This window comes from Micromonospora yongxingensis, from assembly GCF_052601155.1.
Map to the genome: position 1 here is coordinate 199,640 of NZ_JBQXEO010000010.1, position 15,253 is coordinate 214,892.

The window sequence follows — 15,253 nt, forward strand, 5'->3', positions numbered from 1 at the left end:
CGCAGGACCCGCCGGGGACGGCTCAGGGGCGGCGGAGGCGGAGGCCAGGCTCAGGCGAACCTGAGCCTGGCTGGCCAGGCCACGTGCGGCTAGACGCCGCCGGACCCTGCCCCGCGCAGCGTCCGTACGACGGTCAGCGTCACAGCGCCGTCCTGGTAGGACACCCTGAACATGTGGTGGCCCGCGTTCAGGATCCGCCGTTCCGGCAGGGAACGGAAGTTGCCCTTGATCGACTCGCCGCTCATGATCGTCAGTACCGTGCCCGGAGTGAGGGGTGCGCGAATGTCCAGGGCGAGTTCGCCGTCCAGCACCAGGTCACCCGCGGCCCGCACGCTCGTGTAGTTGTGGTCCCCGGAGATGGTGATGGCGAGGCGACCCGCTCGGCTGACGGTCACGTCGCTGCCGACGTTCAGGACGTTGCCGGGTGCGACGTCGGTGAGGGTGATGGACGCCGCGGACGCCGCTTCCCGGGACGACAGACCGGGCTGCAGCACGCCGCTGTCGACGTCGATGCTGCCTGCCACGAAACCGCTGCCGCCGAGCGTGCCGCCCTTGACGTCGATCGAGCTTGCGTGCGAGCCGGTGATCGAAAGCTTACCGCCTTGAACCGTCGTGCCGCCCTCGTAGGTGTCGTCGCCCGTCATGATCAGCGTCCCGGGGCCTTGCTTGGTCAGAGAAGCCGTGTAGAGGCTGTTGTCGATGTTGTTCTGGATGTAGGCCGCGCGCTCGTCCATCCATTCCTTGCGCCACTTGACGGCGTCTTCATAGGTGATCTTGTCGTACAACTCAGGATGGCCGTTAGTGATAGCTTCGATGTAAGGATCAGCCAAAATGCCCTGAAGCATGAAGGCCTGTTCGTTAAGCGTGCCGTCCGGGTTCAGCACGTTGGGGCTGAATTCACCGGCGTAGGCAATGCCTTGCTTCTTGTAGCCCGCCAGCCACTCCAGATCTTCCCTTTCCCTTTCCTTGATCGCGATCTGGCTGATGTCGTTCGACCAGACGTCCATGGGCGCTTTATCCATGTTGTAGGTCATGGGGCTCAGGAGTTGGCCGGGTCCGTACATGCCCTTGGCCAGATCGGGAATGCCCCAGCCCCAGCGTTGGTCCGGAAGACCGTCGGGAGCGGTCCAGGCGATGGACGCCCCGGAGGGGGAGGTTTGCCCGGTGCCGAGGAATCTCACGCCGTCGGACATCTTGTTGTTCGCCGTGGTGAACATCAGCTCACGCACCTGCTTGGCGTCCATGTTCGGATAGCGGGAGAGCAGAACCCCCATCACCGCTGTCGCAACGGGCGTTGCCGGTGACGTGCCATTTGAGTTTGAATAGTTAGTGTCACCACCGCTGTTCGTGGTCCGAACGCTGTTTGAAGGGGTAGACACGGTCCACCATTTAGCGAGCCCCGCCTCGTTATACCCGAACTGCTTTGTGTATTCGGGATTGGCCGCAGTGGGCGGTTGCACCCCGCCGACGGATACCCACTGCTTCTCCGCCAAGGGATTGAAGAAGGGGTACGCGGGGCGAAAATACGGGTTGCTCCAGTCGTTGTTGCCGGCCGATCTTACGTTGACGGTGCCGCTGTCCTTGATAGCCTCCCAGATGGCATCCATGAACGAGAGTCCGGGGTAGTTCGGATTGTATTGAATGCCGCCTTCCGAGTAGCTCTTCTTGAAGAGGAAATACTGGTACTCCAGATCCTTCAGGTACTCGTTGGGGATAATGGTCGCCATTGCCGTGGCGCTGGCGCTGTCTTTGCCACGCAGTTCGTAAGCGTTGGCGAGGTTGCCATTGACTCCAAGGTCGTTTCCAAAGCCGTCAAAGCGGGTTCTGTCGATAGTCTGGACGTAAGAGCCCCAACTGCTGTTGATGACCTGGGCACCTGCGTCGACCAGGGCCTTATTGGCTGTATGCCAGTACACGTAATCGTGGAAGGGGCCGTGGGACTGGGTATCGGAACCGCCGGTCTTGGCAACATATATCTTCGATCCAAAGGCGATGCCGTGCTGGTCTTTACCATCGCGGATGCCGGAGGTGACCCCAAGCATGCCGGTCCCGTGCCCGTAGTCACTTGTTCTCGCCTGATCACCGGCCAGAGTGAATGGCTCGCCCGCAGTAAACGGGTTCGCCGGGGTTGCTGCGTTTCGATACCCGAAGCCGGACGTGCCGTAGACACCCTCTGCTCTCACCGAAGCAATCAGCTCGGTCTGAAATGCTTCGTGTGAAGCCCTGTAGCCCGAATCCATCATGCCCAGCGTGACGCCCTGCCCGCGGTACCCCAGGGCGTAGGCGGTGGATGCGTTTACCGCGACGAGCTGCCATGGGGAATTGACCGCTGTGCCAGGAGTAGAAGGATTATGGCCGGTATAATAACCATATTCCGGCGTTTCCCAACTGGCTTTAGCGGCATCTAGTTCCCCTGGACTCCTGGCGACAAAGCCGGGGTCTTCCGGGTACGCCGTCCCGCCGCCGGTATGGCCAGGGGTCGATGTCGGACCGGTCTTGGACGATGCCGAGGCGAACCCGGCCGGAAAAAACGCGATGCCTACTCCGGCAGCAAGGGTGCCTCCCAGTCGCCGCAGGAACTGCCGCCGACTCGTGAACCTCATGCTCATCTCCGGCTCCTTCCCGATGGGTCAATATCTCTAATGGACCGGGGCGGCCTGTTGCATCCCAGCCTCATGATCTACACGCGCTGGTCGAGACGAAATAAGGAAACCCGGCCACGTCAGAACGGCGAACTGGAACTCTCCCACGCGTGGCCTCCCGATATGATCATCAATTAGACTGCGGCAGAAGTGCCTCGTCAAGAGGGCAATTTCTATCCATCAGAAGCGGTTTGAGCGACCGCCTACATCGATGTGCGTTACTGTTATGGGCCGGGCCATGGGCTCCTCGCGGGACCGGACGAGTGACGGTCCTGGTCGAGACTCGGCCGGTGTTGAGCTGGGGTCCCCACGTTGGTGCTCGCCACCGCACGCCCTGCTGCACACCGGCTGGCCGGCTGGGCCGCGGTCACCGGCGCAACCGCACGGCTGCTGCGACCCCACGCGTCCGCCGTACCCTCGACCGGCTCACCGGCGCCGTCCACATCGGCCTCGGCGTCCGCTCCGCGGTGACCTGACCCGAGACAGCAGGCGGTCCGTCGACGCCTTCTGGCCTCAGGAAGGCTTGGCGCGGGACCTGCCCCACCTACCCGACCTCTTCGGCGTGTTCGGTGGAGACTTCCGCCCGAGAGTCAACGGGCCCGGCAGAGGATTGACAGTTGACGCTGTGACAGCTGAGGATTGCCTCAGTCCACCAACTGTCACCGGAGAGCCTCCGTCACCCTCGTTCGACGCCTCGCAATTTGGCGATGCGGGTCCTGTCGAGGCGACGGAGCCGGACGACGTCACCTTCCCCTTTCTCAGCGTGTCGCGCGCTCGGTTGCCGCAACGACCGCACGCGACCCAACGGATGGAGCCGCGTACCCCGGGCGTGCCCCTCGGCCATCTCCTACGGCCATCAGGCCGAGTAGCCAGAAGGGCAGACATCACCATGCCGAAATCCCTACCCGCGCGGTGGCGACGCCGCCTCCCGGTCCCGGCGGCGCTGGCCGCCGCCATGGCCGTCGTGCTGCTGGTCAGTCCGGCCTCGGCGACCGCTCCGGACGCCGCCGCACCGGCCGATTCCGGCCCGGTCGCCGGTGAGCCGGCGAACGTCGTGGAGGTGCTGCTCGCCGGCACTGCGGAGCTGGACGCGCTGGTCGCCACCGGAGTGGACCTCGACCACCATGTCGAACGCTCGGAGAACGGCGTGGTCGCGCACGCGGTGATCACGCCGAGCGAAGCCGCCCGGCTGACCGCGGCCGGCTTCACCCTCGGCGACGTGCTGCATCGCCCCGAAGACGCCCGGGCCCGCGTCGAGGAGCGCGAGTCGACCATCGCCGCGCACCTCGCTGAGAACCGGGAGTTCGCCGCCGCCGCGGCCGACCCGACCGCTCCGGACGTCTCCGACATCAAGATCATCCGCGCGGACTACTACACCTCCGGGACCAGCCAGGTCCTCTCCGTCGAGGCGAAGTGGGCGCAGGGCCAGACGGCCGGCAACACGCTCACCGTCGAGCGGGACAGTGGGCCGGGCACCGCGGTCGGCTCCGGCGGCACGCAGACCATCTCCCGCTTCGTCGACGCCGGCGTCTACCTCTACCACCGTGGCGCCTCGGCGGTGACCAGCCGGCCGGACCGTATCCGGATCACCAGCCCCACCGGGGACGTGGCCGAGGTCAAGGTGCAGGAGTGGCTGCCCACCCCGGAGACCAGCCCGGAGGGACCGGGCTACCAGAAGGACTTCGTCACCAGCTACCTCACCCCGACCGAGCTGTACGCCCGGATCCACCAGCTCGCCGCCGAGTTCCCCAACCTGGCCGAGATCGTCGAGCTGCCGTACAGGACCAACGGCTACCGACGGCACGCCCAGGCCGTCCTCGGCAGCGCCAACGCCAGCCGGGTCGCGGTGGACTCCCTGGCCTGGGGGCATCAGGGTGGCAACGACATCTCGGTGGAGCTGGTGAACCCGGGCGCCGGCAACGCGGCGCTGGCGGTGACCGTGAGCGGTAAGGCCATCCGGGTGACCCTCGGTACCGACGGCGCGTGCGCGGTGACCAGCACCGCCGCCGAGGTCGTCGCGGCGCTCAACGCCGCGGCCGGGTCGCTGGTCAAGGCGTACACCTATCGCGGCAGCCCGGGCAACGGCGTGGTCGCGCCGGCGGCGCGGACCGCGCTCACCGACGACCTGAGTGCGCCGGCCTCCGTCTCCCGCGATCCGCACCCGGTGTACGCGATCCGGATCGGCAAGGTTAGGGACGGTTCGAAGCCCGGGGTGCTCGCCTACGCGCAGGAGCACGCGCGGGAGTGGGTGCCGCCGCTGGTCGCCGTCGAAACCGCCGAGCGGTTGCTGCGCAACTACGCACACGACGGGCAGACCAAGCAGCTGCTGAACAACCTGGACATCTGGATCGCCCCGTCGGTCAACCCGGACGGCGGCCACTACTCCTTCTACGACTTCAACTCGCAGCGCAAGAGCATGACCAACCACTGCCCGCCGAGCGGGGCCGCAGACTTCCTCGGCCGGGACTCGTGGGGCGTTGACAACAACCGCAACTACACCGAGTACAGCCTCTTCGACGGGTACTCGGGCGCGTCGAGCAGCTGCACCAGCGGCACCTATGCCGGGCCGAGCGAGCTCTCCGAGCCGGAGAACCGCAATGTCGACTGGCTGGCTGCCCGCCCCAACATCAAGTTCTCGATGAACCTGCACTCCTCCGGGAACTACTTCATGTGGTCGCCGGGCGCGTACGCCCTGCCGGACCGGACCTCGGCGCCGCGGCCGACGCTGGCCGAGGAGTCGGCCTTCTGGGGCGCGTCCTCGCGGATCCTGACCGCCATCAAGCAGCACCGGAACATGGCGGTCACCCCGGCCCGCACGGGCCCGATCTCCGACGTGCTCTACTCGGCGGCGGGCAACTCCGGCGACATGCTCTGGTACAAGTACGGCATCTACGCCTGGAACTTCGAGGTCGGCACGTCCTTCCAACCGGACTGGGAGGAGGCGCACTCCGAGGCGATGGAGTTCTCCAATGGCCTGGTCGAGCTGATGCGGGTGGCCCGGGACTTCGCCAAGGACCGGACCCGCCCGGGAAGCACCCTCACGGTCGCCCCCAGCTCGACACCGGGCATGGTGAACGCGACCTTCGCCGTCTCCGAGCCCGCCTCGGTCTTCTACACCCTCGACGGCGCTACGCCGACGTACTCGTCGACGCTCTACGGCTCGGCGGGCATCCGCGAGGGCGGGGAGACCCTGACGATCCCGGCCGGCACCCGGATCAACTGGTTCTCGGTCGACTCGGCCGGCAACGTCGAGAACAACTACACCCCGGACGGCAGCGGCAAGAACTACCGCAAGGGCCAGGCGGTCCTGCCGACCAGCTGACGAATCACGGCAGATAGGGACGGCCGCGGCGCTCCTGGGCGCCGCGGCCGTCACCGCTCAACCCAGGAATCCGGCCATCGTCTCCACGAACCACTCCGGATCGTCGAGCCACGGATAGTGCCCGGCGCCCGGGCTCCGCCGCCAACTCGGCCCGCGGGAACAGGCCGGCGTACTCGGCGGCGCGCTTCGGCGGGAGCCCGATGTCGTACTCGCCGGCGAGCAGCAAGACCGGTGCATGGCACGCCCTACGAGGAAGTCCCGTGGCCTTCCGCTGTTTCACCTACCCGAGGCGGTGATTCACCCAGCGTGGACAGCGACGTCCACCATCGCCGGTGTGCCCCGACTGGACATCCCCGTCGAGGAAGTACCCATGACCGTTCCCAGATTCGACTGGTACCTGCAGCACCTCCACGAGCAGGTCATCACCACCGCCGTCACCGCTTCACCCGCCAAGCTGTACGAGCGTTGCCACTGGATCCGCCCGGGGGCGCGCAGAGCAGGACCTGGGGGAGGGCATGTCGGACCTGCTCGGACTGGCAGCCGCAGTCGCCAACCGGACCCGCTCTCCTTGCGGGAAGGGGTGACTCCTCCGTGCAGGTCTTTCAGGTCAGTCTCATCCTGTTAATCACCGCACCCGAGGACGCCTCGCTGCCAGCATTCATCGACGATCTGTGCAATCAGCTGACGCTGCTTCAGCACCGGTGGGAAGGCGTCATCGCGCCGACCTTTCGCGGCATCAGCGAGACACACACCTGCGAGGTGACCCTGAGCGCCATGTCCGACGACATCACCACCGCCCCCATAGCCGCTGGCCGGGTAGTCGCTTACGCCGCCGATCGTGCGGCACCCTCCTACCGAGTCGCCATCGGGCGCATCACCGTTCAGAGACCACCTCGGCCAACCAGCCTCGCCGACCTGCCACCACTTCCTTGACCCGGCCAGGCCCGGGGCGCAGGTACTCTCCACGCTCTTCGCCCGCATTCACGGACCCGGCCCGCCTCCGCCCCCGACCGACGCGTGGTTCGGAACCTGCAAAAGGCCAACAACGCCGGCTACGGCCCGTACTACCGCAGCCTCTACCCCAGTACGCCTGGTACATCGACCGGAACAAGGACGGCGTGGTGTGCGACTGATAAGTCCCCAGCCCTGGCGGAACGGAGCAACCGATCATCACCTGTGCCCACCGCTAAGCCCTTGCCGCTCCTGGCCGACCCGCGCCAAGGTCGCCCACGGTGAGTGCGGCGAAGGCGGCGAAGGGGGCGGCGCCGGACGAGTGTAGATGTAACGCCCCACATTCCCGGCACGCCTGTAAATGATGGAAAGGCCGAGTGCGCGGCCTGACGAACGGGCGGGACCACACCACCCCCGCGATCTCGCCCGGTACCTGGTCCGAACAGCGCACCATGAACCCCGTCGGGAGACATCCCAATGGCTAATGCGACACCACGTACCCCACCGCCGCGCTGGCCGGGCCGCAACGGAGTTGCCCAACCTGCCCTCTGGAACCTGCCAACCCAACCACTTCCCCAACAGCCGCAACGCTCAGGCGAGTGGTGGCCCTATGCGGTGTTCGGCGCAGTGGTCCTACTGCTCGGGTCATTGGCGATGGTGGTCGTCCTGCTGGCCGCGTAGCCGGCGGGCGGGGCGGATGACCGATGGCGACACCGGGCGGGCAGACTGGATGACCATGTCGCCGTTCATGCCCACCCTCCGATTGCACGATCGGTACTTCCTGCGCGAGCGCATCGGGCTCGGCGGGATGTCGGAGGTGTGGCGGGCCGACGACGAGGTGCTCGGCCGGCCCGTCGCCATCAAGGCACTCGCCGGCGAGTTCGCCGTCGACCCGCAGCTGCGGGCCACCATCCAGCGGGAGGCCCGCGCGGCCGCCCGGCTCACCCACCCGCAGATCACCCAGGTGTACGACTACGCCGAGGCGACCCTGCCCGGCGGCACAGTCGTGCCGTACCTGGTCATGGAGCTGGTCGACGGGCACAGCCTGGCCGACCGGCTCACCAGCGGACCGCTGGCCTGGCCGGAGGCCATCCGGGTGGCCGGGCAGATCGCGGCAGCGCTGGCCGCCGCGCACCGCATCGGCGTGGTGCACCGTGACATCAAGCCGGGCAACATCATGCTCACCGACACCGGCGCCAAGGTGCTCGACTTCGGCATCGCCGCGCTCGCCGGCCCGCACCACCCGCTGGCCGGGCAGACCGGCGAACTGCTGATGGGCACGCCCGCCTACTTCGCGCCGGAGCGGCTGGCCGCCGGCCCGCCCAACCCGGCCAGCGACGTCTACGCCCTCGGCGCGCTGCTCTACCGCACGCTCACCGGACGGGCACCGCTGCCCGTGCGGACCTGGGAGGACGCGCTGGAGGTGCACGGCCGGCACAGCCCGGTGCCACCGCTGCGGATCCCAGGCCTGCCCACCGACATCGCCGAGCTCACGCTCGCCTGCCTGGCCGCCGATCCGGCCCGCCGGCCCACGGCTGCGCAGCTCGCCACCCGGTTCGGCGCCGGCCAGCCGGCCGACCCACCCACCGCGATCCTGCCCACGCTTAGGGGCGGCCCGGCGGCTGTCGCTCCAGCGCACCCGCCCACGCTGATCGACCGACCCCCGATCGCACAGCCGCAACAACTGGGACTTCCAGCCGGCTCATCCCGCCAGTCGAACCGGCTCCTCGGCTTGCTCGTCGCGGCGGGCCTCACCCTCGTCGTCGGTCTGGTCGGGGTACTCAACCTCGGCGACGGATCGGGCACTCCACCCGCTGCGGGACCGTCCAGCTTCACGCCCGTCGACCAGCCGACGTCGGAAGCGCCGCGCCCGCCCTCCGAGCCAACTACCGCTGCGCCACCGACCGGCGGGATCACTTCGGTCACCCTGCGGCAGTTGGCCGCCCAGCTGACGGGGGTGATCGACAACGCGGAGCGCCGGGGCGAGATCGACCCGAAGACGGCCGAGGAGTTGCGGGACAAACTCGCCGAGCTGGATCGGGGTAAGCCGAAGGACCGGGCCAAGCGGATCGGGGAGCTGAGCGAGCGGATTACTCAGGCGGGTGACCGGGGCCGGATCAGCGCGGACACCGCGAACCGCCTGCAGGACCTGCTCGACGGGTATTCCCAGGAGCGCCGCGGCGAAGACGACGACTGACAGCTCAGGTGGCTGGGTGCCGCGGTGCCGTTCACCCTCAGCGCGATCGACACGAGGTGACGCAGGGCGTGGCGTATTAGCCAATTTGTCCTGGCCCGTTTTCCCGTGCGTGTTATGTGGTGGCTGTTGGGCACCCGGATTCCACCGCGAAACACGCATTCAATCTGCGGGCTTCCACGGAGGCGACTTGGTGCAGATTTGATGCCCTTGCATCATTGCAGTGCTTGTCGGAAAGCAATGGTCGCGGATCCGCCGTTGGCGGTTAGCCTGTTGGCATGAGGACGGCGGTGGCCTGGTGGGCGTAGGGGTGGGCCTGGGCGTGCACGGCATACAACCGCCAGTGCTGCTATCGCAGCCGTTCACGGGCGCCACGGTGACGCAGGTGCGGCATCTGCTTGCCGCGCGGGTCGCGGCGGCCGGGTTGTCCGGCGATGCCGCAGAAGACTTCGTGCTGGCGGTTCATGAACTGGTGACCAACGCGGTGCGCCACGGCGGTGGGGCAGGCCGGTTGGAGCTCTACCTGCGCGCTGACGTGGTGGTGTGTGAGGTGACCGATCACGGTTCCGGCATGGGTGACCTGCTCGTCGAGATGCCGGCGGCGGACGTGCCGGGCGGCCGAGGGCTGTGGTTGGCGCACCAGCTAACCGGGACGCTGATGGTGGTTGCAGGGCCTGCCGGAGTCACTGCCTCGGTGAGCGCCTGCCTCACCGCGCAATCGACACTTGTTGTTCCGGACAGCTCAATCTCTGAAAGGGATAGGGTGGACTGATCTGCCGATGAAGGGTGAGCAGGCGTGAATCCGGAGCAGAACTGGCAGTATCAGGTCCGTGCCGACGGTGACGCGAGGACTGTCGCGCTGTCCGGCGAGATCGACATCAACGGTGCCGAGGAGTTGCACAGGCTGCTGCAGGAGGTGGTTGAGGTTGATGCAGGCAGCGGGGTGCAGGTCGACCTCGCCCGAGTGACATTCATCGACTCCACCGTCATCACCGCGCTCATCAAGTCGCGGAACTCGGCGAGGGCTGCAGGTCGCCCTTTCGCTGTGGTCAATCCCGCCGCCCAGGTGAAGCGGGTACTCGCGGTGACCGGTGTCCTGAACGCCCTGACATCCGGCACTCGCTGACTGCCACAACAGGCCAGGGGTCGAACAGGATCCGGCAGCGATGGCGCAGGGACGCACGGCGGCAACAACCTCCACACCTGGCTGGATGAGCTAGAGGCCGAGGCCCGTCCACTACGTGCCTCCGTCCACGGGCCTGCGAACGACCTGCCCGCTGTCCGCCGGGCTCACCCTGCCCACAGGCGACGGTCCTAACGAGGACGCGCACCTCAGAATCAAGTTCCTGAGATGGCAGATGTACGGCAAGCTCGACGCGGTCCAGGACGTCGGACGCGAGGTGGTCACTGAGCTGCGGCGGCTGCTCGTGATCCTTCGCGGCGCGAAGGCGGCCACTGACCTCACAACACAACGGGGCCCGCCATCACCTCAGCGACTGCTTCCCAGCCGCTGAAATCTACTACCAAGATCGCCGGAAGCACCGTTAGCGGGATTGCCCGCGATTCGGTCAGCCCGGGGCCGACCATCCTCGGGCCGCCTCCACCAACCCGACCATTGCACGCCGGTTCGCCAACGGCTTCTCCGACCCAACGACTTCCAGAACTGGTCCATGACACCCGACGCCGCGGACACCTACCTGACCACACTCGCCGCCAACTGATCCACCGACCACAGCGATCGTCTGCGGGTACATCATCCGCAAGCGACTTACGGCGGGTCTGTCTCGCTGATCGTCCCACCGAAGATTCGTCGATGCCTGGCCCGGTACGACCTCCCTGTCGTCTACGTCATCCGAAGTGGTTGCCACCCGGGCCGGTGTGGTGTCTCTGCGAACGCCGACGTCTGTCAACATCCTGCCGGGGAGCTTTCGATGGGCTCTTGAGGATGAGCCGTTAGAAGCGTTGGTGAAGCGTCACGTCGGGGGCGGGTGGCCGTCCTGCCGTTAGTGAGCTCGCGCTGACACTCGAGCGGACTGTACTGACCCTCATGTCGGAGGGTGACCGGCTGGCGGCTTTCGGGCACAATGGGTGGAGTTGCTGGGCGATTGTCGACGAGCCGGGAGGTGCCCTGATGCGACGTCGCGGCCGGCCGCTGGCTCAGACGACGGTGCGCGGGATGCTCCTACTCGGTGGTTTCATTGCCGTCTGGGGCGCCTATGAGGCGATCATGCAGGTGCCCGCCTACGCCGTCGACAATCCTCGCCCGGGCCTCGTCGGCCCCCTCCTGGACGACGCCGGGGCGCTGATCGACGGTGTCCTTGCACCCTCACCCGCGGGGTCAGTGACGGGTGAACGCAACCGGAGCGAAACCGAGGCGCTAGGCGAGCTGGTGACCGTGGCCCCAGCCACAAACGGCGGAGCCACCTCTGGCCGCGCGGGAACCAACCCTGCCGTGCAAATACCACCCGTTGGTCGGTCTCCGGCGGTGCCGCCGCTGCCTCGTGCCACGAGCCGCGCGGCCGGTACGGGGCTGACGAGAGTCGTCGACGCCGTGGCGCCGGTGACGCGTCCGGTCGTGGATGCGGCAGCACCGGCGGTGCAGGTGATCGCCGGGACGGGTGAACTCGCACCTGTGGGCGCGGTTGTCCGGCCGGTGGCCGGGCTCATCGTCGAGACACTGAGCCCGGTCCTCGCGCCGGTGCTCGAGGTGACCCGGCCGATCCTCGGCCCGCCAGCGCACCCGGTGGCTCCCCCCAGTGAGCCGGTCGAACCGGAGCCTGGGCCCGGAGCGCTGCCCGGCATCCCTCCAGGCAGTTCAGAGCACTCCGTCCCGGCTCCGGCGGTGGTTCCGGCGCGCTCGCAAGGCGGGTCTCCCGCGCTGCCCTGGAACGTGTCAGTGGAGCGTTGGAGGGGCAGCGAACCTGCCGAACCGGATGCCGTCGACGTGAGTCGTAGCCAGGGGCGCAGCGGTGGGATTCCCTCCGGTGGCCTGACGCCTGCCGCGTCCGGCAGTGCGACCAACTCGGGTTCCTCAGCCGCCGGTACGGCGGGGGCTGCCGATGTCTCGCCCCACTGGTGGACGCCGCAGCTGGTATCCCAGCGCTGCGTTTCGTCCCGGTGCGACACGTTCACCGGACGATCGCCCGAGCCCGACACCAGACCTGCCTGAGGCGTCACCTCCTGCCGCGACAGCGAGCACAGGCAGCAGCAGCGCGATCTCTGCCGTGTCCACTCCTGCCCGCCGCAGCCGGGCGATGCGGTGATCGACCGCAGATGACCCAGGAGCACCTCTGGCCCCAGCGCACCTTCACGCCGGCGCTGCCGGCGGTGACCAGTGTCCGGGCGCAGCCGGGTGGTGGGATGACCTTGTCCTTGTCTTTCGCTGACGTCGATCCGTGACGCGTGCCGGCATGTCCGCTCCAGTGGCCGGCGACCTGACCCTGACTGCACACCCTCGCCCACCGGGACGTACCTCCCCGTCGGGCAACCACGCCACATCCACAGGAGATGTCCCATGCGACGTATTCCGCCCACAGTCCGCGCCCGTTGGTGCGACAGAGGCCAGGTATCGAGCCTCGTCGCCGATTCTCTGCACAATGCGGCGATCGGCGCCTGGCTCGTGCCCGAACACGACCAGCGACGCGACGTGCTCACCGCCGTTGCCCACATCTGGGTCGAACACGCGCTCCTGTTCGGCGAGGCCTACCTGCTCGCTGACCGCTCCGCCGCCGCCGTCTGGCTCCACCGCTACCGGCCCATCCCGCCGCCAACCAGCTACCGCCAGCGGCTCGCCGCCGCCTGCGGTGACCACCTCGACCGCTTCCGTTGCCTGGACCGCATCCTCAAGGTGCACCGTCCCGCCGAGGCGCACAACCACCTGGCGTTTCTTGCGGTCCCGCCAGCCGCCGGGTGCGTCACCCGCACTTCGGGCCTGCTTGCCAGCTGCCTAGTCCGGATGGACCGCCTCGCGCTTCCCTCCTACGCGGAGGCGATGACTGCCGCCGAGACTGCCATCTACGTCCGGCACGGCTACAACGCCCGCGAGCTCTTCCTGCTTCCCGACGGCACCCCAGTCCACCAGCTGTCGCGTCGGCCAGCGGCGCAGCGGCCTGCCCCGACGGTCAACACGTCCCACATCCGCACAGGGCCGGTATGGGGCAGGACGCGAGTAACGGCACTGTGAGCGTGGGGCCTGTTCGTACGGGTACAACGCTTTTGCTCGACGGTGTGACGAGCAGCTGGAAGTCGCCGCGGCGAGCTTCACCTACCACTCGCCAAGACCACCTAAGACGGAGCGGGCCGCGCGCCCCCGCGCCACCGCCAAAGCTGCAGGTCAACGATGCCCGTGCGGCGGCTGGCAACCACGATCAGCTCCCGCCGCCCGTTCTGACGCCAACCTAAAGTTGATCAGGGGGCTGCATGGACACGGCCGTGATCTGGATACCTGCCGACATCGATCCCATCGAGCCGGCCGTGGCGAAGTGCCTGGACTACAGCCGCCGGCGAGGTTACCGGCTAGAGGGCATCGTGCGCGGACCGTGGGAATCAGTGAGCTGGATGGTGACAAACCGTGAGGTGGACGTGGTCATCATCCCCGTCCCGGCGTGCCTGCCCCCAGCCGCGATGCCCCGAATCGAGGTAGCGGACAACTAACCCACCCGGCGGTGCGCCAGTATGCATCTCCGATCGCGATGACAACACATCAAATGGCGCCAAGCACCAAGCCGCCGGCTTCCGAGTTGGCAGCACCGGCATTGACAGCGCTGACGAATGTGGTCTTACCCTTCGACATCGCGGCCATCCCGGGCCACCACCTCCCGGCCGAGCCGGTCCACGCCGTGCGCCCGCTCCGCCCGCAACGCCTCATCCTGCGCCGGCGTGTGCTTGCGGACGGCGGCGAGCACCGCAGTGAACGCCTGCCACCACATCTTTGCCCTCACTGACACCCCCGTCTGATGTCGCTCGCGGCAACATCTCCAACATCAACTCCTCGACGGGAAGACAGCGCCGCCTTGGCTGCCCGCGTTACGGATGCCAGTTGCCGCCCAGCGCAGCGGTGACGACGGCCTTGATCTCGGGAGCGGGAGCCACATCGCGGTGGCGAGGTGAGGCCGCCAACGCGTCGTTCAGACCCGGTACACCGCGGTCGCCCATGCGGTGGTCGTGCCGGGTAGGCGTTAAGGCGGGGAACCCAGTGAGGCGAGGCCGGCTCGGCGACCGGCTGCTGCGCATCACCCCACTGGGGCTATCGACGGGGGCTTTCGCGCAAGAACCCCGTAACCCCCTAACGCCGAACGCCACCCATGCCCTAACCCGGCGAGGCAGGGCTGGGGTGCACCCCCGATGCCCGATACCGCAGTTCAACCTACGGTCGATCGTGGGTCGGGCGATCTTGTCTGGACCACGTCCTAAAACACCCATCGAGGGGACCGGCAACATGAGCGAAAGCGCCCGCACAAACTCAACCGCCGACGTGAACTCCACCTCCGCCGCCGATTGGACCGGCAACACGGAGGTAACCGCCGATGCGAACTCGACGACCAGTCTGGAGTCCACCGACAACGCGGGGTCGACGGCCGAAATGGGCGTAGCCGCTGAGATGGTGTCACCGCAGAGTCTGCAGGACTTCGTATTCGGCCTGCTCACCAACGTCGACGCCCGGGCGGCGTACGAGGCGGACCCGCAAGGTGCGCTGGACGGCGCGGGCATCAACGACGTGACCCCGGCCGACGTGCGGGACATCATTCCGCTGGTCGTCGACTCCGCTCCTGTCCACGGCGTCACGTCCTTTCTTACCGGAGACAGCCTCGGAGCTAGCGCGGGTGCCACCGCCGACGCGCTGGCGCTCGGCGGCGTGGCCAGCACCCTCGACAGCACCTTGGGCGGCCTCGGCCTCACCGGTGTGACCGGCGACGTGGGCGCCACCCTCGACAGCGTGAGCCTCAGCGGCGTGACCGGCACCGTGGACAACACCGTCGGTGGACTCGGTGTCAGCGGAGTCACCGGCGGCCTGGGCGGCACGGCGCACGGCGCCACCGCCCTGGCAGCCGGCATGACCGGTGACGTCGGTGGCACCCTGGACAGCACCGTCGGCGGGCTCGGTCTCAACGGCGTGATCGGCGACGTCGGCGGGACTTTGGACGG

10 protein-coding genes are annotated in these 15,253 nt (G+C 67.7%); 8 read left to right on the plus strand and 2 right to left on the minus strand.

Translation table 11 applies throughout. From position 1 onward, the window contains the following. Nucleotides 1-89: 89 nt before the first annotated feature. Nucleotides 90-2,609 carry a S8 family serine peptidase gene (locus ACTWLT_RS15180; protein ID WP_445318946.1) on the minus strand — a complete coding sequence of 840 codons (2,520 nt, stop codon included), beginning with the start codon at nt 2,607-2,609 and terminating at the stop codon, nt 90-92. Between the two features lie 922 nt (nt 2,610-3,531). Here ACTWLT_RS15180 and ACTWLT_RS15185 point away from each other — a divergent pair. From ACTWLT_RS15185 to ACTWLT_RS15215, 7 genes are all read left to right on the plus strand, one after another. Next, nucleotides 3,532-5,964 carry a M14 family metallopeptidase gene (locus ACTWLT_RS15185; protein WP_445318947.1) on the plus strand — a complete coding sequence of 811 codons (2,433 nt, stop codon included), beginning with the start codon at nt 3,532-3,534 and terminating at the stop codon, nt 5,962-5,964. Between the two features lie 591 nt (nt 5,965-6,555). Then, nucleotides 6,556-6,897 carry a hypothetical protein gene (locus ACTWLT_RS15190; RefSeq protein WP_445318948.1) on the plus strand — a complete coding sequence of 114 codons (342 nt, stop codon included), beginning with the start codon at nt 6,556-6,558 and terminating at the stop codon, nt 6,895-6,897. Nucleotides 6,898-7,663: 766 nt separating this feature from the next. Then, the gene (locus ACTWLT_RS15195) at nt 7,664-9,112 is read left to right on the plus strand and encodes a serine/threonine-protein kinase (RefSeq protein ID WP_445318949.1); all 1,449 of its coding nucleotides are present in this window, start codon (nt 7,664-7,666) and stop codon (nt 9,110-9,112) included. Between the two features lie 340 nt (nt 9,113-9,452). Beyond that, nucleotides 9,453-9,881, plus strand: coding sequence for an ATP-binding protein (locus tag ACTWLT_RS15200; RefSeq protein WP_445318950.1), 429 nt, complete (start codon nt 9,453-9,455; stop codon nt 9,879-9,881). Between the two features lie 24 nt (nt 9,882-9,905). Next, nucleotides 9,906-10,235, plus strand: coding sequence for an STAS domain-containing protein (locus tag ACTWLT_RS15205; RefSeq protein WP_445318951.1), 330 nt, complete (start codon nt 9,906-9,908; stop codon nt 10,233-10,235). A 2,388-nt stretch (nt 10,236-12,623) separates the two neighbouring features. Further along, a complete protein-coding gene (locus ACTWLT_RS15210; RefSeq protein ID WP_445318952.1) occupies nt 12,624-13,292 on the plus strand; it encodes a hypothetical protein in 669 nt (222 codons plus the stop codon). 236 nt (nt 13,293-13,528) lie between these two features. Continuing rightward, a complete protein-coding gene (locus tag ACTWLT_RS15215; RefSeq protein WP_445318953.1) occupies nt 13,529-13,762 on the plus strand; it encodes a hypothetical protein in 234 nt (77 codons plus the stop codon). A gap of 125 nt (nt 13,763-13,887) precedes the next feature. Here ACTWLT_RS15215 and ACTWLT_RS15220 read toward each other — a convergent pair whose 3' ends face one another. Further along, nucleotides 13,888-14,049, minus strand: coding sequence for a hypothetical protein (locus tag ACTWLT_RS15220; protein ID WP_445318954.1), 162 nt, complete (start codon nt 14,047-14,049; stop codon nt 13,888-13,890). A gap of 497 nt (nt 14,050-14,546) precedes the next feature. Here ACTWLT_RS15220 and ACTWLT_RS15225 point away from each other — a divergent pair. Beyond that, nucleotides 14,547-15,253: IniB N-terminal domain-containing protein (locus ACTWLT_RS15225; RefSeq protein WP_445318955.1), on the plus strand; the 707-nt coding region annotated here is incomplete at its 3' end.

Coding starts and splice junctions, on each gene's coding strand:
- ACTWLT_RS15195 (WP_445318949.1), top strand. CDS start 7,664: ATGCCCACCCTCCGATTGCACGATCGGTACTTCCTGCGCGAGCGCATC.
- ACTWLT_RS15215 (WP_445318953.1), top strand. CDS start 13,529: ATGGACACGGCCGTGATCTGGATACCTGCCGACATCGATCCCATCGAG.
- ACTWLT_RS15210 (WP_445318952.1), top strand. CDS start 12,624: ATGCGACGTATTCCGCCCACAGTCCGCGCCCGTTGGTGCGACAGAGGC.
- ACTWLT_RS15180 (WP_445318946.1), bottom strand. CDS start 2,609: ATGAGCATGAGGTTCACGAGTCGGCGGCAGTTCCTGCGGCGACTGGGA.
- ACTWLT_RS15185 (WP_445318947.1), top strand. CDS start 3,532: ATGCCGAAATCCCTACCCGCGCGGTGGCGACGCCGCCTCCCGGTCCCG.